28 protein-coding genes and 2 pseudogenes are annotated in these 23,710 nt (G+C 70.2%); 10 read left to right on the top strand and 20 right to left on the bottom strand.

The window, feature by feature from the left end:
* Positions 1-20 precede the first annotated feature (20 nt).
* The 4 genes from LIU39_RS10800 to LIU39_RS10785 are packed head-to-tail and all read right to left on the bottom strand — an operon-like array spanning position 21 to position 3,021.
* Complete coding sequence (locus LIU39_RS10800) at positions 21-1,379, bottom strand: NADH-quinone oxidoreductase subunit D (protein ID WP_227046419.1); 1,359 nt, start codon at positions 1,377-1,379, stop codon at positions 21-23.
* Positions 1,379-2,101 (bottom strand): NADH-quinone oxidoreductase subunit C, encoded by a 723-nt coding sequence (locus tag LIU39_RS10795; RefSeq protein WP_227046418.1) that lies wholly within the window; start codon positions 2,099-2,101, stop codon positions 1,379-1,381. The genes LIU39_RS10800 and LIU39_RS10795 overlap by 1 nt, the downstream gene beginning before the upstream one ends.
* Positions 2,098-2,652: a NuoB/complex I 20 kDa subunit family protein gene (locus tag LIU39_RS10790; protein ID WP_227046417.1), complete on the bottom strand. Its 555-nt coding sequence runs from the start codon at positions 2,650-2,652 to the stop codon at positions 2,098-2,100. The genes LIU39_RS10795 and LIU39_RS10790 overlap by 4 nt, the downstream gene beginning before the upstream one ends.
* A gap of 9 nt (positions 2,653-2,661) precedes the next feature.
* Positions 2,662-3,021, bottom strand: coding sequence for an NADH-quinone oxidoreductase subunit A (locus LIU39_RS10785; RefSeq protein ID WP_030262580.1), 360 nt, complete (start codon positions 3,019-3,021; stop codon positions 2,662-2,664).
* A 722-nt stretch (positions 3,022-3,743) separates the two neighbouring features.
* Between LIU39_RS10785 and LIU39_RS10780 the strand changes: the two genes are divergently transcribed.
* From LIU39_RS10780 to LIU39_RS35240, 3 genes and pseudogenes are all read left to right on the top strand, one after another.
* Positions 3,744-4,565 (top strand): C40 family peptidase, encoded by an 822-nt coding sequence (locus LIU39_RS10780; protein ID WP_227046416.1) that lies wholly within the window; start codon positions 3,744-3,746, stop codon positions 4,563-4,565.
* Positions 4,566-4,908: 343 nt separating this feature from the next.
* Positions 4,909-5,730, top strand: coding sequence for an ATP nucleotide 3'-pyrophosphokinase (locus LIU39_RS10775; RefSeq protein WP_227046415.1), 822 nt, complete (start codon positions 4,909-4,911; stop codon positions 5,728-5,730).
* A 199-nt stretch (positions 5,731-5,929) separates the two neighbouring features.
* A pseudogene (locus LIU39_RS35240) lies at positions 5,930-6,673 on the top strand (Scr1 family TA system antitoxin-like transcriptional regulator); the annotation flags it as partial.
* A gap of 107 nt (positions 6,674-6,780) precedes the next feature.
* Here LIU39_RS35240 and LIU39_RS10765 read toward each other — a convergent pair.
* A complete protein-coding gene (locus LIU39_RS10765) occupies positions 6,781-8,064 on the bottom strand; it encodes a geranylgeranyl reductase family protein (protein WP_227046514.1) in 1,284 nt (427 codons plus the stop codon).
* A 145-nt stretch (positions 8,065-8,209) separates the two neighbouring features.
* Between LIU39_RS10765 and LIU39_RS10760 the strand changes: the two genes are divergently transcribed.
* The gene (locus LIU39_RS10760; RefSeq protein WP_227046513.1) at positions 8,210-8,734 is read left to right on the top strand and encodes a GNAT family N-acetyltransferase; all 525 of its coding nucleotides are present in this window, start codon (positions 8,210-8,212) and stop codon (positions 8,732-8,734) included.
* Positions 8,735-8,807: 73 nt separating this feature from the next.
* Here LIU39_RS10760 and LIU39_RS10755 read toward each other — a convergent pair whose 3' ends face one another.
* From LIU39_RS10755 to LIU39_RS10740, 4 genes are all read right to left on the bottom strand, one after another.
* A complete protein-coding gene (locus tag LIU39_RS10755; RefSeq protein ID WP_227046413.1) occupies positions 8,808-9,506 on the bottom strand; it encodes a demethylmenaquinone methyltransferase in 699 nt (232 codons plus the stop codon).
* Between the two features lie 53 nt (positions 9,507-9,559).
* Positions 9,560-10,162 (bottom strand): amidohydrolase family protein, encoded by a 603-nt coding sequence (locus tag LIU39_RS10750; protein WP_227046412.1) that lies wholly within the window; start codon positions 10,160-10,162, stop codon positions 9,560-9,562.
* Between the two features lie 4 nt (positions 10,163-10,166).
* Positions 10,167-11,366 carry a cyclic dehypoxanthinyl futalosine synthase gene (gene mqnC, locus LIU39_RS10745; RefSeq protein WP_227046411.1) on the bottom strand — a complete coding sequence of 400 codons (1,200 nt, stop codon included), beginning with the start codon at positions 11,364-11,366 and terminating at the stop codon, positions 10,167-10,169.
* Positions 11,367-11,471: 105 nt separating this feature from the next.
* Positions 11,472-12,362 carry a menaquinone biosynthetic enzyme MqnA/MqnD family protein gene (locus tag LIU39_RS10740; RefSeq protein ID WP_372463840.1) on the bottom strand — a complete coding sequence of 297 codons (891 nt, stop codon included), beginning with the start codon at positions 12,360-12,362 and terminating at the stop codon, positions 11,472-11,474.
* Between the two features lie 249 nt (positions 12,363-12,611).
* Between LIU39_RS10740 and LIU39_RS10735 the strand changes: the two genes are divergently transcribed.
* Positions 12,612-12,815 carry a cold-shock protein gene (locus LIU39_RS10735; protein WP_227046410.1) on the top strand — a complete coding sequence of 68 codons (204 nt, stop codon included), beginning with the start codon at positions 12,612-12,614 and terminating at the stop codon, positions 12,813-12,815.
* A 208-nt stretch (positions 12,816-13,023) separates the two neighbouring features.
* On the opposite strand, the gene LIU39_RS10730 is transcribed toward LIU39_RS10735, so the two are convergent.
* Positions 13,024-14,226, bottom strand: a complete 1,203-nt coding sequence (locus tag LIU39_RS10730) for a C45 family autoproteolytic acyltransferase/hydrolase (RefSeq protein ID WP_227046409.1) — start codon at positions 14,224-14,226, stop codon at positions 13,024-13,026.
* Positions 14,227-14,336: 110 nt separating this feature from the next.
* On the opposite strand from LIU39_RS10730, the gene LIU39_RS35235 reads away from it, so the two are divergent.
* Together LIU39_RS35235 and LIU39_RS35535 are read left to right on the top strand one after the other, a co-directional pair.
* Positions 14,337-14,528: a hypothetical protein gene (locus tag LIU39_RS35235; protein ID WP_308409364.1), complete on the top strand. Its 192-nt coding sequence runs from the start codon at positions 14,337-14,339 to the stop codon at positions 14,526-14,528.
* A 53-nt stretch (positions 14,529-14,581) separates the two neighbouring features.
* A pseudogene (locus LIU39_RS35535) lies at positions 14,582-14,800 on the top strand (MurR/RpiR family transcriptional regulator); the annotation flags it as partial.
* 272 nt (positions 14,801-15,072) lie between these two features.
* Here LIU39_RS35535 and LIU39_RS35530 read toward each other — a convergent pair.
* Positions 15,073-15,174: a hypothetical protein gene (locus LIU39_RS35530; protein ID WP_372463842.1), complete on the bottom strand. Its 102-nt coding sequence runs from the start codon at positions 15,172-15,174 to the stop codon at positions 15,073-15,075.
* Between the two features lie 385 nt (positions 15,175-15,559).
* Between LIU39_RS35530 and LIU39_RS10715 the strand changes: the two genes are divergently transcribed.
* Both LIU39_RS10715 and lysA read left to right on the top strand, forming a co-directional pair.
* Entirely contained in the window at positions 15,560-15,913 is a 354-nt protein-coding gene (locus tag LIU39_RS10715) for an SAV_915 family protein (protein WP_227046408.1), read from the top strand.
* 14 nt (positions 15,914-15,927) lie between these two features.
* Positions 15,928-17,262 carry a diaminopimelate decarboxylase gene (gene lysA, locus LIU39_RS10710; protein WP_227046407.1) on the top strand — a complete coding sequence of 445 codons (1,335 nt, stop codon included), beginning with the start codon at positions 15,928-15,930 and terminating at the stop codon, positions 17,260-17,262.
* A gap of 94 nt (positions 17,263-17,356) precedes the next feature.
* On the opposite strand, the gene LIU39_RS10705 is transcribed toward lysA, so the two are convergent.
* The 3 genes from LIU39_RS10705 to LIU39_RS10695 all read right to left on the bottom strand — a co-directional run bounded on the left by LIU39_RS10705 (position 17,357) and on the right by LIU39_RS10695 (position 19,076).
* Entirely contained in the window at positions 17,357-17,728 is a 372-nt protein-coding gene (locus tag LIU39_RS10705) for a VOC family protein (protein WP_227046406.1), read from the bottom strand.
* Positions 17,729-17,939: 211 nt separating this feature from the next.
* Positions 17,940-18,371, bottom strand: a complete 432-nt coding sequence (locus LIU39_RS10700) for a hypothetical protein (RefSeq protein ID WP_227046405.1) — start codon at positions 18,369-18,371, stop codon at positions 17,940-17,942.
* 87 nt (positions 18,372-18,458) lie between these two features.
* Positions 18,459-19,076, bottom strand: coding sequence for a TetR/AcrR family transcriptional regulator (locus LIU39_RS10695; RefSeq protein WP_227046404.1), 618 nt, complete (start codon positions 19,074-19,076; stop codon positions 18,459-18,461).
* Positions 19,077-19,267: 191 nt separating this feature from the next.
* Between LIU39_RS10695 and LIU39_RS10690 the strand changes: the two genes are divergently transcribed.
* Positions 19,268-20,491: an MFS transporter gene (locus LIU39_RS10690; protein ID WP_308409362.1), complete on the top strand. Its 1,224-nt coding sequence runs from the start codon at positions 19,268-19,270 to the stop codon at positions 20,489-20,491.
* Between the two features lie 55 nt (positions 20,492-20,546).
* Here the strand turns inward: LIU39_RS10690 and LIU39_RS10685 are convergent, their stop codons facing one another.
* From LIU39_RS10685 to LIU39_RS10660, 6 genes are all read right to left on the bottom strand, one after another.
* Positions 20,547-21,014 carry a P-loop nucleotide/nucleoside kinase family protein gene (locus LIU39_RS10685; protein ID WP_227046403.1) on the bottom strand — a complete coding sequence of 156 codons (468 nt, stop codon included), beginning with the start codon at positions 21,012-21,014 and terminating at the stop codon, positions 20,547-20,549.
* Positions 21,015-21,064: 50 nt separating this feature from the next.
* The gene (locus tag LIU39_RS10680) at positions 21,065-21,643 is read right to left on the bottom strand and encodes a hypothetical protein (protein ID WP_264482633.1); all 579 of its coding nucleotides are present in this window, start codon (positions 21,641-21,643) and stop codon (positions 21,065-21,067) included.
* Positions 21,644-21,719: 76 nt separating this feature from the next.
* Positions 21,720-21,950, bottom strand: coding sequence for a DUF397 domain-containing protein (locus LIU39_RS10675; protein ID WP_227046402.1), 231 nt, complete (start codon positions 21,948-21,950; stop codon positions 21,720-21,722).
* 41 nt (positions 21,951-21,991) lie between these two features.
* Positions 21,992-22,873 (bottom strand): helix-turn-helix domain-containing protein, encoded by an 882-nt coding sequence (locus tag LIU39_RS10670; RefSeq protein ID WP_227046401.1) that lies wholly within the window; start codon positions 22,871-22,873, stop codon positions 21,992-21,994.
* Positions 22,846-23,376, bottom strand: coding sequence for a DUF6879 family protein (locus LIU39_RS10665; protein WP_227046400.1), 531 nt, complete (start codon positions 23,374-23,376; stop codon positions 22,846-22,848). Before LIU39_RS10665 ends, LIU39_RS10670 begins: the two co-directional genes overlap by 28 nt.
* Positions 23,360-23,506, bottom strand: coding sequence for a hypothetical protein (locus LIU39_RS10660; RefSeq protein WP_227046399.1), 147 nt, complete (start codon positions 23,504-23,506; stop codon positions 23,360-23,362). Before LIU39_RS10660 ends, LIU39_RS10665 begins: the two co-directional genes overlap by 17 nt.
* Positions 23,507-23,710: the final 204 nt, after the last annotated feature.

The following is a 23,710-nucleotide window of genomic DNA, read 5'->3' as shown; positions in this document are numbered from 1 at the left end:
GCTCGTCGCAGTGGTCTCGGTCACCGGTCGACGCCTCCCATCACGGGGTCGATGGATGCGACGGCGACGATGACGTCGGCGACCTGGCCGCCTTCGCACATCGCTGCCATGGCCTGCAGGTTGGTGAAGGACGGGTCGCGGAAGTGCACCCGGTAGGGGCGGGTGCCGCCGTCGCTGACGGCGTGCACCCCCAGCTCGCCCTTGGGGGATTCCACGGCGGCGTACGCCTGTCCCGCCGGCACCCGGAAGCCCTCCGTCACCAGCTTGAAGTGGTGGATGAGGGCCTCCATCGAGGTGCCCATGATCTTCTTGATGTGGTCGAGGGAGTTGCCGAGTCCGTCCGGGCCCAGGGCCAGTTGGGCGGGCCAGGCGATCTTCTTGTCCGCGACCATGACAGGACCCGGCTCCAGCCGGTCCAGGCACTGCTCGACGATCCGCAGCGACTGGCGCATCTCCTCCAGGCGGATGAGGAACCGCCCGTAGGCGTCGCAGGTGTCGGCGGTCGGCACCTCGAAGTCGTAGTTCTCGTAGCCGCAGTAGGGCTGCGACTTGCGCAGGTCGTGCGGCAGGCCGGCGGAGCGGACGAGGGGGCCGGTGGCACCGGTGGCCATGCAGCCGGCCAGGTCGAGGTAGCCGATGCCCTCCATGCGGCCCTTGAAGACGGGGTTGCCACTGGCGAGCTTGTCGTACTCGGGGAGGTTCTTGCGCATCTTCTTGATCAGGGCGCGCACCTGGTCGACGGCGCCCGGCGGCAGGTCCTGGGCGAGCCCGCCGGGCCGGATGTAGGCGTGGTTCATCCGCAGGCCGGTGATCAACTCGTAGACGTCGAGGATGAGTTCACGGTCGCGGAAGCCGTAGATCATGATCGTGGTGGCGCCCAGCTCCATGCCGCCGGTGGCGATGGCCACGAGGTGGGAGGAGAGCCGGTTCAGCTCCATCAGCAGGACGCGGATGACCGAGGCGCGGTCCGGGATCTGGTCGGTGATGCCGAGCAGCTTCTCCACGGCCAGGCAGTACGCCGTCTCGTTGAAGAACGGCGTGAGGTAGTCCATCCGCGTGACGAACGTGGTGCCCTGGGTCCAGGTCCGGTATTCGAGGTTCTTCTCGATGCCGGTGTGGAGGTAGCCGATGCCGCAGCGGGCCTCGGTGACGGTCTCGCCGTCGATCTCCAGGATGAGCCGCAGCACGCCGTGCGTGGAGGGGTGCTGGGGGCCCATGTTGACGATGATGCGCTCGTCGTCCGACTTCGCGGCCGCCGTCGCGACCTCGTCCCAGTCGCCGCCGGTGACGGTGTAGACGGTGCCCTCGGTCGTCTCGCGGGGCGGCGCCTGCGACGCGGACGGCGCTTCGGGCGTCGGGGAGGTGGGGGAAGAAGACATCAGCTGTACGACCTCCGCTGGTCGGGAGCCGGGATCTGGGCGCCCTTGTACTCGACGGGGATGCCGCCGAGCGGGTAGTCCTTGCGCTGCGGAAAGCCCTGCCAGTCGTCGGGCATCATGATCCGCGTCAGCGCCGGATGGCCGTCGAAGATGAGACCGAAGAAGTCGTAGGTCTCGCGCTCGTGCCAGTCGTTGGTGGGATAGACCTCCACGAGCGAGGGCACGTGCGGATCCGTGTCGGGGGCGGAGACCTCCAGCCGGATCAGCCGGTTGTGGGTGATCGAGCGCAGGTGGTAGACGGCATGCAGCTCGCGGCCCTTGTCGCCGGGGAAGTGCACGCCGCTCACGCCGGTGCACAGCTCGAAGCGCAGCGCCGGGTCGTCGCGCAGCGTCCTGGCGACGGTGGGGAGGTACTCCCGCTCGATGTGGAAGGTCAGCTCGTCCCGGTCGACGACGGTCTTGTCGATGACGTTCTCGGGGACCAGGCCCTGTTCCTCCAGGGCGCCTTCCAGTTCGTCGGCGACCTCGTCGAACCAGCCGCCGTACGGCCGGCCGCTCGCGCCGGGCAGCCGGACGGTGCGTACGAGGCCGCCGTATCCGGAGGTGTCGGCACCGCCCGCGGCACCGAACATGCCGTGGCGGGTGGCGATGAGGTCGCCGGCGTCGTCGCGCTGCGCCGGGACATTCTGGCCGGGTGCGTTCGGGTCGTCCTGCTCGCTCACCGCAGCAGCCCCTTCAGCTCGATCGTCGGGAGCGCCTTGAGTGCGGCTTCCTCCGCCTCGCGGGCCGCCTGCTGCTGATTGACCCCGAGCTTGGTCTCCTGGATCTTCTGGTGCAGCTTGAGGATGGCGTCCAGCAGCATTTCGGGACGTGGCGGGCAGCCCGGCAAATAGATGTCAACCGGGACAATGTGGTCGACGCCCTGAACAATCGCGTAATTATTGAACATTCCGCCCGATGAAGCGCAAACCCCCATGGAAATCACCCACTTCGGGTTCGGCATCTGGTCGTAGACCTGCCGCAGAACGGGCGCCATCTTCTGGCTCACCCGGCCGGCCACGATCATCAGGTCCGCCTGTCGCGGCGAACCGCGGAAGACCTCCATGCCGAAGCGCGCCAGGTCGTACCGCCCGGCGCCGGTCGTCATCATCTCGATGGCGCAGCAGGCGAGCCCGAAGGTCGCGGGGAAGACCGATGACTTGCGCACCCAGCCCGCGGCCTGCTCGACAGTGGTCAGCAAAAAGCCGCTGGGCAGCTTCTCTTCAAGTCCCATTGGTGGCCCCTAGTCCCATTCCAGGCCGCCACGACGCCAGACATAGGCGTAGGCGACGAAGACGGTGAGCGCGAAGAGGAGCATCTCGACGAGCCCGAACAGCCCCAGGGCGTCGAAGGTGACGGCCCAGGGGTAGAGGAAGACGATCTCGATGTCGAAGACGATGAACAGCATCGCCGTCAGGTAGTACTTGATCGGAAAGCGACCGCCGCCGGACGGCTGCGGGGTCGGCTCGATTCCACATTCGTACGCTTCGAGCTTGGCCCGGTTGTAGCGCCTGGGTCCGACGAGCGTGGCCATCACGACAGAGAAGATCGCAAAGCCTGCCCCGAGGGCACCCAGTACGAGGATGGGCGCATAGGCGTTCACCGTCCTCGCTCCCTTCAGTCGACGATGACTGGATGGCGGTCCGCCCGGACTCGATCTTCACCTCATGGAGATCGCGCGCATGTGAGGCAGTTCACAAGCCCGAACCGCCTGCATCTTATGCCCGACGGTCTGTGATCTGCGACACGGGGTGCACCAACGTCTTTGTGATCTCCACCACCTGACGAAGGATCATGAAGCCGGATGAGCGGTGATCTTCATACGTGAAGCGCGCGAGTGATCACGAGAGGTGACATTCACGCGGGTTACCGCTGGTCAGGCGGCATTGCCCCTATCAAGACATGGCCGATACAAGCAAATTGGCGCTGGACACCGTCAACTGCTATATGCCGCACACCCGCAGGCGTGACCCGCTCGTGACCCCGCCGTGATCGTCCGTACGTGCGCGCATTCACGAGCGCGCACCGCAGAGAGGTCACGGGAACATAACGGACACTCAGGAGTGAGCTATCCCACCCGGCTTCGCGCCATAAATCCTTGACTCGCGGGAAGCCTTGGCGTGGCGCCTGGAGAGGTGATAGGCGCCTCCGGACCCCCGCACCGGCTGCAAATGCCGTGCGTAGGAACATGATCACGAATTTCGGGCATCGCACCGCCGAACCGACGGGCAGTCAAAAGTCCGTTTTGTTCATCGCGTACGCGTCAAGTGTGGTGCAGGCCACCTTTGTTGGCAGCAACCTGTGGCTCCTGATAGCCGTGGTGCCATGTCCCCGAACGCACTCATACCCAGCCACCGGAAGCCCCGCCGTTCCGCGTCCTCGCGGGCACTGCGTGCGGGAGTGACCGGTGGCATCCTCACCCTCGCGGTGGCCGGCGCCGGTGTGCCCGCCAACGCCGCCGAGAAGCCGGTCTCCGAAACCCAGGAGATACCGACCATCACCACGGCGCTCGCCGCCGACCTTGCCGAGAGCGCCGACACCACCCAGCAGGTCGCACTCTCCTACGAGCGTCAGGCCGCGCAGGACAGCGCGCTGACGACGGCTGCCAAGACCGCGAAGAAGGACCAGGCAGAGGCGGAGAAGAAGGCCGAGGCCAAGAAGAAGGCCAAGGCCGAGGCCGAGCGGAAGGCCAAGGAGGCGGCGCAGACCCGCGCTTCGCGCTCCTCCGAGCGCACCACCCTCGTCGGCGCCTCCACCCCGGCCGCCGACGAGACGCCGGCACCGGTCTCCAGCGGCAGCACCTCCGCCCTGGTCTCCTTCCTGCGCGCCCAGATCGGCAAGGCGTACGTGATGGGCGCCACCGGCCCCTCGGCGTACGACTGCTCCGGCCTCACCCAGGCCGCGTTCCGCCAGGTCGGCATCAGCCTGCCGCGCGTCTCACAGTCCCAGTCGACCGCCGGCACCCAGGTCGGCCTGGACAACCTCCAGGTCGGCGACCTCCTTTACTGGGGCAGCGCGGGCAGCGCGTACCACGTGGGTGTCTACGTCGGTAACGGCAACTTCATCGGCGCCCAGAACTCCAGCACGGGCATCGTCGAGCGCCCGCTGAGCTACGACCAGCCCACGGGCGCCGTCCGCGTCCTCTGAGCCGCCCTGAGTGCCATGAGCCCCTGCGGCGCGTGGCACCGGCACGCTCCGGCGACAACTCACGGGCACGAGCGGTGCGTTATGCCGCTCATGTCCCCTAGCGCCTGAAAAGGGCCGCCCCTCCCCCGCTCGGGAGGGGCGGCCCTTCGCCTGTCCGCTGCACGGAACGGCCCGCTTCTGCGGCGAGTTCACGCCGCACGGCGCCACGATCCGGTCATGTACACCCCCATGGCCGCGCGCCCGCTACCGATGGGCCGGACGGACCGTTGCACCTCTCGCCACCCGCCGCACACCTGCCTCCACGGCACCGTGCGGCACTCGCAGAGAGGGACACCGCACTCCGATGAACACCCATCGCACCGTCAGCCGGGCCGTCACCGGCGCCGCCCTTGCCGCCGCCCTCGGCCTGGGCGCCGTCCACACCGCCACCGCCGCCCCGACGGGCACCACGAAGGCCGCCAAGTCCGCCCACACCACCGGCCAGGACACCGGCACCGACGGCGGCTGGCACCAGGACGGCCTGAACCTGAACGCCTCCGACAACGCCGCCGTCGACGCCTTCGCCGCCCGCGCCCGGCAGGCCGAACGTTCCATCAGCCCGCAGATCCGGGCCGCCGCGCAGCTCAGCCACGCCGAGCTGGTCGGCTTCGACCAGCGGCTGAAGTCCCCGGACTCGCTCAAGCGCAAGGTCGCGACCTGGATGCAGGAGACACCGGGCCAGACCGTCAACGCATCGCTCGCGCAGATCAACGACTCGGTCCGCTACACCCTCCAGTGGCCCTCCGGCCGCTACAGCGCCGGCGTCGCCACCGCCGCGGGACTGCTGTCCTCCTGGGGCAACGACAGCGCCCGCTGGGCCAACACCTGGAAGCGCGAGTCCGGCTACAAGGCCATCAACTCCGCCTGGCGCGCGCCCCGTTCGGGCCAGCTCTTCGAGGTCCAGTTCCACACCCCCGAGAGCAAAGCCGCCCAGCTGGAGACCCACAAGCTGTACGAGGAGCAGCGCCTGCCCGGCACCCCGCCCGAGCGCGTACGCGAACTCCAGGCCCAGCAGAACGCCATCTTCGCCGCCGTGCCCGTCCCGGCGGGCGCCGGGGAGCTGACGGCTCCGGAGCCCCGCAGGTCCGCGCCGGCGACGGTCCCTTCGGGCGTCCCGGCCTCCTGACGGATCACCGGCGATCCGGCCGACGCCGGGAATTCCCCCTGCAACCCCCAACGCCATTACACATAACGGTAATTGGGCCACTTTGGATAGCGGGAAAGCCTTGAGCGCGCGTTCATTACAGCGCACGAGGCGACGCCGTACGGCCGTTGTTCCCGGCCGTACGGCGTTACTGCCACGCCTGCTACGAAGGGGGCGGAACATGCCGCCACGACGAGCGATCACGGGCCGGAGCCAGGAGCCCGCAAACGGTTCGCCGAAGAGCTGCGGTTACTCCGGGCACAGAGGGGCGAGAGCCTGCGTCAGCTCGGCGAAGCTCTCGGCTGGGACGCGTCGTTGTTCGTTCCCCACCTTGTGGGAGCCGGCGATGGCCGACCGGAGCCAATTCCTTGAGCAATACCGCTATTACATGACGCCGGAGTCCGAAGCGGTCAGCCAGTGGCACTACGGGGTGAGCACGATCCACGGCCTGTTGCAGACGGAGAAGTGCGCCCAGGCACTGCTGTCCGCGGGTGGCCTCGACGGCGAAGAGCTGTCCCGGCAGGTGGAAGCGCGTATTGGGCGCAGCGAGCTGCTGGAACGTAAGGAACCGCCACACTTCCGCACGATCCTGTCGGAGGCCGTGCTGCGTACTCCCCTGCCCGATCGCGCCGCCTGGTGCCAGCAGCTGGAGCTCCTGCTGGAGATGAGCGAGCGGCGGAACATCACGATCCAGGCCGTGCCGTTCGCCGTCGGACCCCACGCCCTGAAGAACAGCGACACCATGTTCCTGCGGTCTCCGGACGGCAGCACGGTGGCATGGCGCAAGAGCTCGTACAGCAACCAGAACGGCGGCGCGTGCGTCGAGGTCGCCGACGGCTTCCCCGGCGTCGTCCCCGTCCACGACAGCAAGACACCCGACGGGCCCGCCGTGGTCTTCGAGGCAGCCGCCTGGTCCTCGTTCGTCGGCGGCGTCCGGGGCGAGGCGTTCAGGGGCTGACCCTCGCAGCAGGCTCACAGCACGCGGCCCCCGCCGGATGACAGGGGCCGCTGCCGTACCTCCTGGCGGGCGGCTCACGCCTTCGGCGCCACCTTGCTCAGGCCGTTGATGATGCGGTCCATCGCGTCGCCGCCGGTGGGGTCCGTGAGGTTGGCGAGCATTTTGAGGGTGAAGCGCATGAGGAGCGGGTGGGTCAGGCCGCGCTGAGTGGCGATCTTCATGACCTTCGGGTTGCCGATGAGCTTCACGAAGGCGCGGCCCAGCGAGTAGTAGCCGCCGTAGGTCTCCTTGAGGACCTTCGGGTAGCCCTGGAGGGCCAGTTCGCGCTGTGCGTAGGTGGCGCGGGCATGCGCCTGGACGATGACCTCGGCGGCGATGGCGCCGGACTCCATGGCGTACGCGATGCCCTCGCCGTTGAAGGGGTTCACCAGGCCGCCGGCGTCGCCGACCAGGAGGAGGCCCTTGGTGTAGTGCGGCTGGCGGTTGAAGGCCATCGGGAGGGCGGCGCCGCGGATCGGGCCCGTCATGTTCTCCGGGGTGTAGCCCCAGTCCGCCGGCATGGAGGCGCACCACGCCTTGAGGATCTCGCGCCAGTCAAGTTCCTTGAAGGCGGAGCTGGAGTTGAGGATGCCGAGGCCGACGTTGCTGGTGCCGTCGCCCATGCCGAAGATCCAGCCGTAGCCGGGCAGCAGCCGGTCCTGGGCGCCGCGGCGGTCCCACAGCTCCAGCCAGGACTCCAGGTAGTCGTCGTCGTGGCGCGGTGAGGTGAAGTAGGTGCGGACCGCGACGCCCATGGGGCGGTCCTCGCGGCGGTGCAGGCCCATCGCCAGGGACAGCCGGGTGGAGTTGCCGTCGGCGGCGACGACCACGGGCGCGTGGAAGGTGACCGGGGTCTTCTCCTCGCCGAGCTTGGCGTGCACGCCGGTGATGCGGCCCGTCAGGTCGTCGATGATCGGGGCGCCGACGTTGCAGCGCTCGTGCAGCCGGACGCCGGCCTTCTGCGCCTGGCGGGCGAGCTGTTCGTCGAAGTCGTCCCGCTTGCGGACCAGGCCGTAGTCGGGGAAGGACGCGAGATCCGGCCAGTCGAGCTGGAGACGGGAGCCGCCGCCGATGATGCGCAGGCCCTTGTTGCGCAGCCAGCCCGCTTCCTCGGAGATGTCGATGCCCATCGAGATGAGCTGCTTGGTGGCACGCGGGGTGAGGCCGTCGCCGCAGACCTTCTCCCGGGGGAAGGCGGTCTTCTCCAGGAGGAGCACGTCCAGGCCGGACTTGGCCAGGTGGTAGGCGGTGGTCGAGCCGGCAGGACCGGCACCGACGACGATCACATCCGCGCTGTTCTCCGAGCGGGGTGTGGTCACGGACTCGGTCAAGGACTCGGTCACGGGGGGTCTCCCGGAAGTCGATATCGGGGTATCTGCATATGTGGGTGCCGAAGGGCACCGGGCAGGGGCAGTCTATGGGTGCCTTGGTGATCACCTCCTGAAGGGTTGGCCCGTGAAGCCGATGACGAAGACCACCGACAGGCCGCTCCCGGCCGTCGAGCTGCGGGTGCCCACGGACGAGGACGCACTGCACTGGCACCGCGCCTTCCGGCACCCCGATGTCATGGAATTCCACGGCGGCGCACCGGCCGAATTGTCGGTGTACGACGAGCTGACCGCCCGCCAGCGCCGGCATCACGCCGAACGCGGCTTCTGCTTCTACACGCTGCTCGCCCCGGACGACGGCGCGGTACTGGGCTTCACCGGGGCCCAGCCGTGGCCGTACGACGACTGGGGTCCTGCGGGCGAGATAGAGATCGGCTGGCGGCTGGGCCGCGAGCACTGGGGAAAGGGCTACGCGACGGCGGCGGCCGAGGCCGCGCTGGATGCCGTACGGGCGGGCGGCGTACGGCACGTCGTCGCGATGATCGACGCGCGCAACGAGCGGTCCCTGGCGGTGGCCGGGCGGCTGGGGATGCGGCGGGCGGAGACGGTGAGCACGCCGGGGTCGCAGCGGGAGGGGCACTGCTACCGGCTGGATCTTTGACCGGGGCCCAACGGGTGGGCGGGTGGCCGCGGTTCACCGGGCGGACGGTCCGGTGGGCGCGGCCCGTACCCCGTCAGACGGCCGGCCTGGTCCCCCGGTGCAGGGCGACCACGCCGCCCGTCAGGTTGCGCCAGGCGACCTTCGTCCAGCCCACGCCCTGCATCCGGGCGGCCAGTTCGGGCTGGTTGGGCCAGCTGCGGATGGACTCGGCGAGGTAGACGTACGCGTCGGGGTTGCTGCTGACCGCGCGGGCGACCGGCGGCAGTGCGCGCATCAGGTACTCGGTGTAGACGGTGCGGAACGGCGCCCAGACCGGCTCGCTGAACTCGCAGATCACCACCCGGCCGCCGGGCTTGGTCACGCGGTACAGCTCGGCGAGCGCCGCGTCGGTGTCCTGGATGTTGCGCAGGCCGAAGGAGATGGTGACGGCGTCGAAGACCGCGTCCGCGAACGGCAGGCGGGTGCCGTCGCCTGCGGTGAACGGCAGCCAGGAGTGCCGCTTCTTGCCTTCCGCCAGCATGCCGACGGAGAAGTCGCAGGGCACGACGTAGGCGCCGGTCGCGGCGAAGGGCAGCGAGGACGTGCCGGTGCCGGCCGCGAGGTCGAGCACCCGCTCGGCGGGCCGTGCGGCCACCGCCCGGTCCACCTCCTTGCGCCAGCGTCGGGCCTGGCCCAGCGAGAGCACGTCGTTGGTGAGGTCGTAGCGCGCCGCCACGTCGTCGAACATCGCGGCGACTTCGTGCGGCTGCTTGTCCAGGGATGCGCGGGTCACGCGTCCATTGTGGCAGGACGCCCACGGGCCCGGTCCGCAGGGCGGCGGTCGGGTCAGCGGCGGCGGTGGACCAGGCGTCCGTCGATGACCGTGGCGACGCAGGTGGCGGCGCCGAGCCTGACCAGCGCGGCCCGGTCCGGCACGTCGAACACGGCGAACCTGGCGGGGCCGCCCGGCTTCAGCGGCGGCAGCAGGACGAGCGGGACCGGCGAGAAGGACGCCGGGCCCGGCAGGCTCTCCGGGCGCCGCCCGACCGCGAGCCCGGCCCTGCGCACCGCGTCCACGGCGGCCCGGCCACGCAGCTCCCCTGCGATGGCGACCGTGCCGTGCGCCAGCATCCGCTGCACCCCGCGCCGTGCGCTGGCGCCGTGGCGTGACGGGTCGGCGCGGAAGAGGGCCCGCGCGCGTGCGCCGGTGATCGGCTCGGTGCCGAACTCGTCGGCCTCGCGCGGGTCCGGGTGATAGGTGTCTTCGAGCAGCTCGGGCCCGTACGGGTTGAGCAGCCCCGGGGTGAGGATGCCGGGCCACCGCCGCACCCGCGCTCCGGGGCGGACGGCGGCCAGGTCCTCGTACGGGCCGACGGCCGCGATGGACGCGCCGTCGACGAGCACCGCGGCCTCCGGGGAGGACTCGGCGACGTGAAGTGTCAGCGCCACGGGCTCAGTTGGCGTCGATCAGCTTGAGTTCGGGGTGGGCGGTGCCGCCCTCGATGGCCGTCGAGGAGATGTGCGAGGCGACACGGTCGTCGACGGGGTCGTTGGCCGGGTCGTCGTGCACGACGAGGTGCTCGTAGGTGGTCGCGCGCTGGGCCGGCACCCGTCCTGCCGTGCGGATCAGCTCGATGATCTCCATGCGGTTGGAGCGGTGCTTGGCACCCGCCGAGGAGACGACGTTCTCCTCCAGCATGATCGAACCGAGGTCGTCGGCACCGTAGTGCAGCGACAGCTGGCCGACCTCCTTGCCGGTGGTCAGCCAGGAGCCCTGGATGTGTGCGACGTTGTCGAGGAAGATCCGGGCGATGGCGATCATCCGCAGGTACTCGAAGAGGGTGGCCTGCGTCTGGCCCTTCAGGTGGTTGTTCTCCGGCTGGTAGGTGTACGGGATGAAGGCGCGGAAGCCGCCCGTACGGTCCTGGACGTCACGGATCATGCGCAGGTGCTCGATGCGTTCGGCGTTGGTCTCGCCGGTGCCCATGAGCATGGTGGAGGTGGACTCGACGCCCAGCCGGTGCGCGGTCTCCATGATCTCCAGCCAGCGCTCGCCGGACTCCTTGAGCGGGGCGATGGCCTTGCGCGGGCGGGCCGGGAGGAGTTCGGCGCCGGCACCGGCGAAGGAGTCAAGGCCGGCGGCGTGGATGCGGCGGATCGCCTCTTCCGGCGTCACCTTGGAGATCCGGGCCATGTGCTCGATCTCGGAGGCGCCGAGGGAGTGGATGACCAGCTGCGGGAACGCCTTCTTGATCGCCGAGAAGTGCTCTTCGTAGTACTCGACGCCGTAGTCCGGGTGGTGGCCGCCCTGGAACATGATCTGGGTGCCGCCCAGTTCGACGGTCTCCGCACAGCGGCGCAGGATGTCGTCGAGGTCGCGGCTCCAGCCCTTGGCGGTGTCCTTGGGCGCGGCGTAGAAGGCGCAGAACTTGCAGGCCGTCACGCAGACGTTGGTGTAGTTGATGTTCCGCTCGATGATGTACGTCGCGATGTGCTCGGTGCCGGCGTAGCGGCGGCGGCGTACGGCGTCGGCCGCCCGGCCGAGGGCGTGCAGCGGCGCGGAGCGGTACAGGTCGAGCGCTTCCTCCGGCGTGATGCGGCCGCCCTGTGCGGCGCGGTCGAGTACGGACTGGAGGTCGGCGTTCTCGGTCACCGGGGCGTCCCTTTCGGAGGGGTATTGACGGACCGGTCCAGCGTACGCCAGGGGTTTTCGCCCCTCCGGCCGCCTCCCGCCGTGGGGTGGGAGGCGGGCGGCCGGTCAGTGGCCCAGCAGGTCGACCTTCACGTCGGCGGGGAAGCCGGTGGACGGGCCGACCCGGCGGGCGAACTCGGTGACGCCGCGCAGCTGGTCGGGTCCGAAGCGGAAGTCCAGGGTGGTGAAGTACCGCTCCAGGAGCTGCTCGTCGAAGGTCTCCCAGCGCGCCGCCTGCTCGGCGACCTTGGTGACCTCTTCCAGCGACACGTCACGGGAGGCCAGGAACGCCTCGTGGACCTTCTCCACGACCAGCGGCTCGCGCTCCAGGTAGTCGCGCCGGGCGGCCCAGACGGCGAAGACGAACGGCAGGCCCGTCCAGTCCTTCCACATCTGCCCGAGGTCGTGCACCTCCAGGCCGAGCCGGGGCCCGTCGTGCAGGTTGGCGCGCAGCGCGGCATCGCCGATGAGGACGGCGGCGTCCGCCTCCTGCATCATCAGGCCCAGGTCGGGCGGGCAGGTGAAGTAGTCGGGACGGACCCCGATCTTCTCGGCGAGCAGCAGCTGGGCGAGCCGTACGGAGGTGCGCGAGGTCGACCCGAGGGCCACCCGTGCTCCGTCCAGCTGGTCCAGCGGCTTCTGCGAGACGATCACGCAGGACATCACCGGGCCGTCGCAGCCGACCGCGAGGTCGGGGAAGGCCACGAGGTCGTCGGCGGCGCGCAGGAACTCCACGAGGGTGATCGGCGCGATGTCGAGATCGCCGCGGACCAGCTGTTCGCTGAGCTTCTCCGGGGTGTCCTTGGTGAGTTCGAGATCGAGCAGGGTGCCCGTGCGGGCGAGGCCCCAGTAGAGGGGCAGGCAGTTCAGGAACTGGATGTGGCCCACCCGCGGCCGGCTGCGACGGATGTCGGCAGCGGCGTCTTCGGGCGCGTCTCCAAAGGTTGAATTGTCCACATGCGGAGGCTAGACCTGTGGGGAGTACGCCAGCACGGCGGGGGCGCACATGGCCGGTACGCCCGTCGGGTAAACGTGATCTTTGGCTCTTCCGCCTCACGAGCGCCCCATGCTACGCTCAGCGCAAGTTGCAGTTTGGTTTCCCTTGCAGTACAGAGCCTGCGGAGCATGTGACCCGCAGGCTTTTGTAGTTTTCAGACTTGTTTGCAGGTTCTGGAGCAGGGCAACCCTTTGGCCCAAGGAGGGCTTATGGCTACCGGAACCGTCAAGTGGTTCAACGCTGAAAAGGGCTTCGGCTTCATCGCCCAGGACGGCGGCGGCCCGGATGTCTTCGTCCACTACTCGGCGATCAACGCCTCTGGCTTCCGCTCTCTGGAGGAGAACCAGCAGGTGAACTTCGACGTCACGCAGGGTCCGAAGGGCCCGCAGGCGGAGAACGTTTCGCCGGTCTGAGTTGCCCGGTCCGACCTGAAAGCCTTTAGGTCGAGCTAACGCAGTACCCAAGGAGCCCCGCTCCTCCACTTCGGTGGGGAGAGGGGCTCCTGCCTTTTGCGGGGCGGGGCCTTCCGCCGACCGGTCGCTTCCACCGGCCGGGGCCCCTTCGCCGGCCGCTTCCCTTGCCCGTGTACGTCCGGTCCTTTGCCCGAACGGTCACCCGGCGTCATCGGCGGGCTCCCGTGTCCCGGCGGCGGTCCGCGGGTGCGCCGGGGCCGTCGTAGAGATTCCACGGCAGGCGCTGGTAGGGGTGATCGCAGGGGGTGCCGGCCGTGGCGTGGTAGTCGCCGGTGGTCAGGTCGACGCAGGAGGAGACCAGCGTGGCCCAGCGTTTGAGCGGGGGTGTGCGGGGATCGGGGTGGGTGCACAGCGATGCGGGGTGGCCGAGGTGGTCCGACATCGCCTCCCGGATGATCCGGCGGGAGTCGTCGGGCCCGGTGGAGGTGCGCAGCGCGCGCAGTCCGGCCTCGGCGCGCGGCACCCGTACCAGCGAGCCGGACGCCATCGGGCGGTATCCGGCGGCGAGCGCGGCCGGGATGCCCGCCTGGTAGTGGTTGCCGTGCACCAGCAGACCGTCGGTGGGGTACATCCAGCCGTGCCCCGCCGGGGTGGTCTCCAGGTCGATGGCGAAGCCTTCGCGGCAGGTCAGCAGGGCGTTGCTGGCGATGTGCGCGCGGGTGCGGCACAGCACGTCGAGGGCGTCGGTGATGCTGTGCCGGTCCAGGGCGCTGCGCCGTACGACGGTCTGCGGCAGTCCGATCGCGTCGTCGAAGCGGCCGCCGAGACCGTTGGCGTTCAGGGCGATACCGGCGGAGTTGGCGCCCTGGCGGCCGATCTGCCCGGCCTCGACCTGCATGATCAGGGTCGGTTTCGGCGGCTGCACGATCCGGAGCAGGACGACGGTGTCGGCGACACCGGCCCGCCAGTCCCAGTTCTGCCCGGCCCAGACGTGCCCGTCGCCGCCGGCCTCGCCGAACGCGGCGAAGGAGGTGCAGCCTTCGGCGGGCTCACCGGCGTCGGCGGTGCCCGGGTGCGCGCCGCCGTCCGTGGCCATCGCGGTGAACGATTTGTCGTAGATGATCTCGCCGCGGGCGTTGAGGGCGAGGATGTCGAGCAGGCCGACCCCGGCGCCGTCGGCGATGCCCTGCATCTCCTCGACCAGGTGCGGGGCGAAGTCGCGGACCGGTGCCAGCCAGCGGGCGGCGCGGGCGGTGACCTGTTCCCAGGTCAGGCCGCTGGAGGCGCCGAAGGCGGCTTCGTAGTAGGCGGTCGCGGCGTGGATGCGCTCGCGCACCGCCTCGCCGTACCGGCGGCCGCGCTCGGCCGGCGGGCCGGAGATCTCGATGACCGGAAGGGTGCGCTGTGCCATGTGTCTCCCTGCGCAGGGCCCGCTGCCGTAACGTCGATTTCCGTGAGTGGCTCTCTTGAAATGCGTCGCCCAGGAGAGTAACGGCGGTCACGCGGAAGTCAATGGCGGTGATGGAGACTCCAGAAACGTCGCGGGCCGGACCCGCGGGACGGCCCGCGGACGACGTCACCGGCCGCACGCGCGGCCTGGCCGCCGAGGTCCGGCTGCGGCAGCGCATCGCCCACGTCGGCCAGGACCTGCGGGCATCTGGGACGACGTCTTCGACGAGGCGGAGGAACGCATCGGGTGCGCCCGGCGGCTGACCGGAACCGCGTCCTTCCAGCGCACGGCGGCCGCCCTCGCACCGGCCGGCGAGGTGTTCTGCTACGGCGTCGCCGCCTCCGAACTCGCCGCCCGCCGCCTCGCGTTGATGCTCGCCAGAACCGGCCGCCGGGCCCTTTTCCTGGGCGCCACCGGCTTCGCGCTCGCCGACGCGCTGCTGCCGCTGGGCCGCGGCGACACGGTGGTGGTCTTCCCGCCGGGGCGCCCGCTGGACGAGTTCACGGTGCTGGTGGAGCGGGCCCGCGCGGTCGGCGCCAAGGCCGTCTTCGTCACCGACGTGCTGGGGGAAACCTTGGGGGCCGCGCCGCACACCCCCACCGGCGTCACCGCCGGATCACCGGCCGGCCTGGTGGTCACGGATGCCCTGCTGCTCGCTCCGACGACACTGGACGAGACCCGCGCAGGGGAGACCCCGCATCACCTCACGGCGCTCCGCGAGCAGTTGCTCGCTCCGCAGCCGAAGTCGCGGGGGACGCGGGGAGACGCCGTAGGGCACTCCCGCGGCGGCGCGGGCCCGCCCCGTGCTCACGCCGCCTGCTGCCGGACCCGCGTCTTCCGCGTGGCCAGGAACAGCGCCACCAGCCAGCCCACGAACGTGGCCCCGAACAGCACGTTGATGACCAGCACCAGCCACCGGTTGTCGATGCGCCGGTAGAACCCGATGTAGGACGGCAGGAAGTACACCACCAGCACCACTATCCCGAGCAGCACCGCTCCCACGGACCCCAGCTCTCCCAGCACCACGCACCACTCTCCCGATTCCGCGCCGATGACCGGCTTCCGCCGCTCGCCGCAACGGTACCCACCCGCCACACCCGGCCCTGCGCACGTCGGACGCGCCCCCCGTCAACGATCCGCCGTCAGTGATCCGCAAGGGCCGGGACGGCAGCCGTCAAGGTCCCGTCATGAGAGTGCGGTAGCCGCCGCACAGCGGGGATACCTTCGGTGCGCGCCACGGGCTTGCCTCCCCGCATCCCGGGCGCACCATCCGTGATCCCGCAGGGAGACCGCCATGTGCCTGTACGAGTACGACGACGACCCCGAGCCGGAAGAACCGGTCCCGGCCGGACCCCTGTACGTGCCCGTCCGGCCGGGAGGAGTGGGGGTGGCGGTACGCATGTTCCGTACCCCGCTGGGCACCCACACCGCCGTCGCCTTCACCAGCCGGGAACGCCTGGCCGCCACGCTCGGCACCGACCAGCCCTGGGTCCGGCTCTCCGGACCCGTCCTGCGCGCGATGACCAGGCCGCTGGGAATGCGGCTGCTGACCGTCGACCCGACGTTCACCGCCGCCCAGGTCGCGGCCGCGCCCGCCGCCTCACGCACGTCATCGCCCGACGGCCGGCGCGCGGCCAGGACCGCCTGAAGGGGCCTCATTCCATGACCACAGCAGTTCTCCCCCAACTCCCCGCCGACGCCGACGACCTGTCCGTCTGGCCGGCCTCCACCACCCGCCTCCCCGACGGCGGCCTGGCCGTCGCCGGGGTCGCTCTGGCCGAGACGGCCGAACGCTTCGGCACCCCCGTCTACCTCCTGGACGAGGGCGAGATCCGGGCCCGCTGCCGGATGTACCGCGACGCCTTCCCCGACGCCGACGTGCTCTACGCGGCCAAGGCGTTCCTCTCCCGGGCCATGGTGCGCTGGGTCGACGAGGAAGGGCTCGGGCTCGACGTGTGCTCGGCCGGCGAGCTGGAACTCGCGGTGACGGCCGGCTTCCCGCCGGATCAGATCGTGCTGCACGGCAACGCCAAGTCGCCGCACGACATGGAGGCCGCGCTGCGGCTCGGCGTGGGCCGGATCGTCATCGACAGCCCGTCCGAGATCGCCCGGCTGGCCTCCGCGGTCGGGCCCAAGGGCCACCAGAAGGTGATGGTCCGCGTCGTCCCCGGCATCTCCGCGGGCGGCCACGAGAAGATCCGTACCGGAACGGACGGGCAGAAGTTCGGCCTGTCCCTCACCGACGGCTCCGCGCAGCACGCCATCGCCAGGATCATCGGCCAGCCGCAGCTCCAACTGACCGGCCTGCACTGCCACATCGGCTCCCAGATCACCAGCGTCAAGCCGTACCTCGCGGCGCTGCGCAGGGTCGTGGGCCTGATGGCCCGCATCCGCGACACGCACGGCGTCGTGCTGCCCGAGCTGGACATGGGCGGCGGCCACGGCATCGCCTACCGGCCGGGCGAGCCCGCCCTCGACCTCACGGCACTGGCCCGCAGGCTGCGCACCGAACTCATCGAGAGCTGCGCGGCGGCCGGCCTGACCGTGCCCCGCCTGATCATCGAGCCCGGTCGCGCGGTGGCAGGCCCGGCCGGCATCGCGCTGTACCGGGTGCTGGCCGTCAAGCGCACCGGAGGCCAGGTGTTCGTCGCGGTCGACGGCGGGATGAGCGACAACCCGCGCCCGGCCCTCTACGGAGTGCGCTACGCACCGCGCCTGATCGGCCGCCGCCCGGACACCGCGACGTGCCGGGCGACGGTCGTCGGACGGCACTGCGAGGCGGGCGACATCCTCGCATCCGACGTGCCGCTGCCCGCCGACGTCCGGCCCGGCGACCTGCTGGCGGTGCCGGTGGCCGGCGCGTACCAGCTGTCGATGGCCTCGGGCTACAACCTGGTGGGACGCCCCCCGGTGGTGGCCGTCCACGAAGGCCGGGCCCGGCTGCTCGTACGGCGGGAATCGCTGGACGACTTCCGCAGCCGGGACGTGGGGTTCTGAGCCAGCGCGGGTCCGTGAAGCCCTGCCGCGAGCCGGACAGGACTTCACGGACCCGTCGCGCGCACCCGCATGCGTTCCGCCGTCCCCGTGTCGGTCAGCTGTGGCCGGTGTCGATGACGCAGAAGCGGTTGCCCTCGGGGTCGGCGAGCACGACGAAGTCGGCGTCATCCGGATACGCATCCCAGTCGACGCGTCCAGCGCCCAGGGACATCAGTCGCGCCACTTCGGCTTCCTGATCGGCGGCGCCGCCGGCATAGAGGTCGAGGTGGACTCTCGGGTGTTCCTGCACGGGCGTCGTACTGAGGCCGAGGGCCAGTGCGGCACCGGAACCGTCGGCCGGCACCAGGACCGCCCAGTCGTCCTCCACCTCGCCGTCGCGAGGGACGTAGCCCAGTGCCCGGCTCCAGAACTCCGCGGCCCGCCGCACATCAGCAGCCCCCATCACGATCGTTCCGATGCTCAGCATCCGCCGATGATGGCAGAGATCAACAGCCCCACGGCGTTTGAGGCACGTCCCCCACTGCGCGGCGGACGTCGCCTGATACGTCACCAGGCTGTGTCGTCGGCCTCGCCGCCCAGCAGCGCATCACCCGCCTCCACGCGGGCGGAGCGGTCAGGTCCGTGGGCCGGAACACGCCCTGAAACTCCCGGAGTTCCGCCGCGCCGCCCGCCCACGGTCAGGCAGCCCGGTCCCCCACCGGCCGCCGCCACCGCACCACCGCCGCGACCGGCAACGCCACGCACGCCACCACCGCGAGCACCCCCAGCCCCGCCAGCACCGGATTCACCCAGCCAGGAACGATCTCCACACCCCCGCTGCACACCGTGCTGAGCGGAAAGTAGCTGTACGAGGACGGGTGCGCCCGCACCCCCATCCGCCACATACAGGTCTTGTCCCCGTAAAACCCCGGCGAGTAGGCCCCCTCCGCATACGCGAACACCAAAAACGCCCCGGCCACCGCAAGACCGCACACCAACGCCCACGGCTTGGGACTGGCCAGCCGCACTCCGCCCCCGCCCCGCAGCCGCCTCCTGGCATGACCGGCCAGCAGCAGGGTCAGCGCGAGGAGTACCACCACGGCGGGTAGCCCGAAAAGCACAAGAAGCATGCGGAATGCTTGCATGCTTGCGCCGGGTGGCCGTCAGGGTTGTCGCGTGGGGGGACGGGGGGCAGCATCCGGCCCCGCCCCCGGCACTCACACCGGATGCAAAGCCGAAGCCATGCCGTCCCACACCCGCATCACGTGCGTCACGGACGCGTCGAGGTCCGCTGCCGGGACGCCGTCGCGTGCCTGGGTGGAGAGCCCCAGCAGAAAACTGTGGAATACGGCTGCGAGCGCCTTCGGGTCCGTGCCGGGCGGGAGTTCACCGCGGGTGACGGCGCGTTCGACGCAGGCCGTCATGTTCCGGCGGTCCCAGGCCCTGCGGTCGGCGAGCAGGTCGCGGACCCGCTGGTTCCCGGATGCGCAGGTCGATTCGGCCAGCACCACCAGGCAGCCGCTGGGGTGCGACGGGTCGGTCTGCATGCGGACGGAGCGGCGGAGTGTCTGCTCGATCGCCTCGCGCGGGGCGAGCGCTTCGTCGGCGGCGACGGCGGTGACCTGCCCGTAGGTGGACAGATAGCGCTGCACGACCGCTTCGAAGAGCTGCTCCTTCGACGAGAACGCGGCGTAGAAGCTGGCGGACGAGATACCCATCGCCTCCCGCAGTTGCGCCAGCGAGGTCGACTCGTAGCCGTACTGCCAAAAGAGCGCCAGCGCCGCGTCGACGGCCTGCCCGGTGTCGAACCCCCGGGGCCTTCCCGTTCGCGCCATCGGCTCCGCGCCCCTTCCTGGTCGGTCGACACGTCCGAGCCGGCGGATCGAGCCCCTGCGCCGAAGCCCGGGCCCCGAAGCCGCCGACTTACAGAATAGTCGATCCAGAAAGTTCTTGACGAGGGACACCCCGGGCGTGGTCTAGTTACGGATCAATCGATCCATAACTAGCCCGACCCGAGGGGACCACCGTGAGCAGCACGCATGACGCACCGCCCGTCCACGACGAGCGCGAGGCGGCGCCGCCGGGCCAACGCCTGCCGTGGGCCGCGCTGTTGGCGATGGCCTGGACCGGATTCGTCGTCATCATGACCGAGACGCTCCCCGCCGGCCTGCTCCCGGAGATCGCCCGCGGGCTCGACGTGACCGCGTCCGGAGCCGGCCAGCTGGTGAGCGCCTACGCGGCGGGAACGGTGCTGGCCGCGATCCCGGCCACCGCCCTCACCAGGGGCATACGCCGCAAGCCCCTGCTGCTCACCGGCATCATCGGGTTCGCCGCCACCAACGCCGTGACGGCACTGTCGGGCGACTACACGACCGCCCTCGTCGCACGGTTCACGGCAGGCGCGTTCTCCGGGCTGCTGTGGGCGATGCTGGCCGGGTACGCACGCAGCATCGCGCCGCCGGGGCAGAAGGGGAAGGCGCTCGCCGTCGCGATGGCCGGCACACCGGTGGCACTGTCGATCGGCACACCGCTGGGCGCGTTCGCCGGTTCCCTCGTCGGCTGGCGCTGGGCCTTCGGCGCCATGACGGTCTTCTCGGTCGCCCTGTCCCTCTTCGCGCTGGCGAAGGTCCCCGACGTGCCGGGGCAGGCCGCCGGCAGCCGTACCCCCCTGCTGCGCGTGCTGCTGGCCCCGGGAATCCCGCCGATTCTGGCGGTGGTGTTCAGCTGGATGCTCGCGCACAACATCCTCTACACCTACATCGCCCCCTTCACCTCCTACGCCGGCGTCGGCCTCCGCGTGGACATCGCCCTGCTGCTGTTCGGGCTCGCCGCGCTGGCCGGAATCTGGGTGACCGGCGTCCTCGTCGACCGCGCACTGCGGGTGCTGACGCTGGGCAGCGTGGCCGCGTTCGGCCTGGCCGCCCTCGCCTTCGCCCTCGTGGCGCGCCACCCGGTGGCCTTCTGCCTGGCCGTCCTGGTGTGGGGCTTCGCCTTCGGCGGATCGGCCACCCAGCTCCAGACGGCATCGGCGGACGCGGCGGGCAACGACACGGACGTCGCCAACGCCATGCTCACCACCTCGTTCAATCTCGCCATCTTCGGCGGCGGCGCCTTCGGCGGGATGCTGCTCCAGTCCTCGGGGCCCGGCGTGTTCCCGTGGGTACTGCTGGCGCTGGCCGCCGTCGCGCTGGCGATCGTCACGACCGCTCGGCGGCACGGCTTCGCACCGGGGGTGCGGCGGGAGGGGTGAGCGAGCCCACGGGCGGGACCGGCGCGGGGCCCCCGTTCAGGGCGCCAACGGCTCGTCATAGAGGGCGAGTTCGGCACAAGCCCGGAGCCTGGAAGAGGCCCGCGTACGCGTCGAGCATCTCGCGGGCGACCGGGACCGCGCCGAACGCGCCCTCCCCATTACGGGCGTGGAGGCGGCGGTGCAGTTCGTCGAGCGGCGCCGCCAGGTAGCGCAGTTCGACCGGGACGCCGAGCGCCCGCGCACCGAGCCGCTTCTCGTCCCGCTCCGAGCGCGCCCAGAAGCCGAACTCCAGAATCACGGTCTGGCCCCGCCGCAGCAGAACCTGGGCATGGACCCAGAACCGCCCCTCCAGCCGCTCGCGCGTCTCCTCGTCCTCGAACCCGATGCCGAGATCGGCCAGCCACTCGTCCGGACACAGCCGCACGGCCGGAATCTCACCGGCAAGCCGCCTGGCCGGCGTCGTCTTCCCCGCACCGGGCAGGCCGCAGAGCAGGATCAGGCGGGGTCCTGGACGTGCCACCACGCTTGCCTCCATGGCCTTTTGCCGGTGTCGCTACCTGCTGCCGTACCTGCTCATACTCCGGTGGACGGCGCCGCCACCGGCCACGCCCCCGCCCTCTGCCCGGCGCGCCCCAAGGGACAGCCCAGTTCAGCACGCACACGGTTCGGCGAACAGGTCACCACTCCCAGCGACAGGAACAGCGGGCGCCCGAGGTAGAACCCGTACACCACGTCCTGCCCGCGAGCGAGCCGGTCGGCGGCCGCGGCGGCCTTCAGCGACAGCCGGACGGCTTCGCGGTCCTGCTCGGATGCGAACCGGGCGGCGTGGAGGGCAAGTTGTTCGGTGAGCCAGGCCGCGGCGCCCTCCGGATCCTGCCAGGTTCCCCGGATCGCCGTGGCCGGTTTTGTGAGCCACAGCGCCACCTCGATCGGCGGCACCTCGCTCGTACGCCACTCGATCGCGGCCCGCCGGTACCGCTCGATCACATCCGGCGGACTCGTCGCGGCCGGTTCCGTCGCGGGCGGCGGCCGACGGATGCCCTCCCGGTCGAAGTGGACGCCGTCCACCCCGCCGCCGTCCGGCCCGTACGGCCGCGCCCCTCGCTCCGGGAGCCGCTTCGGCCCCACCCAGAGGTATCCATGGTGATGCAACGAGCCGCCTTTCCAAGGGAGTTGACGGCAACCCCGCCCGGCCTCCAGGGCGGGGTTGCCGACGGACGGGCGACCGTCAGGCCGAAAGCCCGAAACGGGCCGGGTCGATGCCGGCCGCCGCCAGCTCCCCGGTGGTGAACCGCAGCGGCTCGGCACCGGGCCGCTTGCTGTCCGCCACCGCCCACACCCCGGGCCTGATACGGGCGAGGGTGACGCAGGATTCACCGTCGGGGTGCGTGTTGCCGCCGCACGCCTTGGTGAATTCCACTCCGTCGAGCGACAGGTCGTACAGGTCGGTCTCGCGCATGATGAACCTTCCTCATTCCTCGGAGGACGAGTTTTCCCGGTTCATCTTCCGCCCAAATCCGGCCTGCTCGCGCCGATTTCCTGTTCCCGCAAGAAGTCGTCCCGGATGCGCGCCACGAAACCTCGCATCGCCTCTCCGGAAAGAGCCACCTGCTCGAACCGGGTGAACTTGGCCGCGTACACCTCGACATCACGCAGTTCACTGGTCGTGATTTCGGCGTGCGGGATCTCCACGATCACGAGGCGGGCATCGAACATCACGAAGGACGAGGTCGGGAGGTCGGGCATCTCGGTACCCAGCGGGATCACGCCGAGGTGAACGTTCGGCATTCGCGACACGGAGATCAGCTTGTCGAGCTGGGCGGCCATCATCCCGACCGGCACCATCTGCCAGCGCAGCACGGATTCCGTGACGAGAAAGCGGAAGGAGCGCTCGCGGTCGAAGAGGATTTCCTGTCGGCGGAGCCGGGCTCCCACCATCTTCTCCAGACCTTCATCGGTACCCGCTGATCGCTGCCGGAGCCGCCGGACGTATTCCGGGGTTTGCAGCAGTCCAGGAATGCACGACGGCTGGAACGTACGGTGCAGCGTGGTCTGCGCTTCTATCGCGCGGATGTCTTCCTGGTGCTTGTGCAGCCCGGTGCGGCGGTATATCCGCCACGCCGTCGCCTCGGTCGCCACTCGGCGGGCCGCTTCGGAGAGCCGGGCTTTCACGTCGTCCGGTACGTCCAGGGCCGCCAGGACCCGCTCGACGTCGATCACGCTCGGCGCCAGTACGCCGTTCTCGATCTTGCTGAGCTTGCTCGGAGACATGGCAGCGCCACGGGCGACCACCTTGGCCTGCTTCCCGCCGGCCTCGCGTAGTTCCCGCAGCGCCTTGCCGATGCCCGGACCGCTCACTCCGTCCCGTACCGGTCCCACCACTCGGCGAACGGTACGGCGTGACGCAGGGCCACGTCCCGGCGCTCCATCCACTGCGCCGCCTCGCCCGCGGGCCGGAGTTCCGCTCCCAGGAATTTCCCGGCGTCGTCATAGCTCATGCACGCCACGGAACGTTCATCGAACGCCCAGAAGTCCGGCACGCCGCGCAACGGGTTTTCCTGCTCAGTGGTGTCGAGGATGAAGAACTCTTCACCGGCCGTCATGTTCCGTCGATATCCCCAGGACAGCTCGTACTGGAGATACTTGGTCAGCGGCCGGGCAAGGATGTGCACCCGGTACATCCGCTTCCCGGCATCAGTCGCACGCCGTACCTTCTCCGTCCACGGCGCCGACTCATAGCCTTCCGGCCGAGGCTTTCCGGCCAGAAAATCCTGGTAGGCTTCCACGCCGCCGGACTGACCGTAGTCGTCCAATGTCTCCAGCCGGAAAGCCTCTTGCTGGAATCCGGCAAAGAGCTTTCCGAAGTCCTCAGGAGAGATGGTCACGGGCAACCTTCCTCAGTAGCGCCAAAGGGATGCGAACGGCCGTCTCCGTTTCCGGTAATTGCATGGTGGCCAACGCTTGGGCATCGTCCACTTTGAAGCCCTGAACCAGAATGTTCTCCGTGCCTTCCACGGCCCACACAGTAGGGCACGGCCCGTCGTCACAGTCACTGGCAAGCTGCCTGAGCTTCATCGACTTCCCCCCTCGGATTGACGTCTCTTCGATCCTTGCGGTCCCCTCAACCAGCCGTCAAGCGGCACCTGTTGAGAGAACGGGAAACCGACTCGCGGGTCAATTAAATACGCAAAGACCCCCGTGGCCGTAGCCGGTCGGGGG

This window comes from Streptomyces pinistramenti, assembly GCF_020564935.1.
GTDB lineage: Bacteria > Actinomycetota > Actinomycetes > Streptomycetales > Streptomycetaceae > Streptomyces > Streptomyces pinistramenti.
Note: the sequence above shows the minus strand (reverse complement) of the source record. Positions and strands in the feature narration are given on the sequence as shown.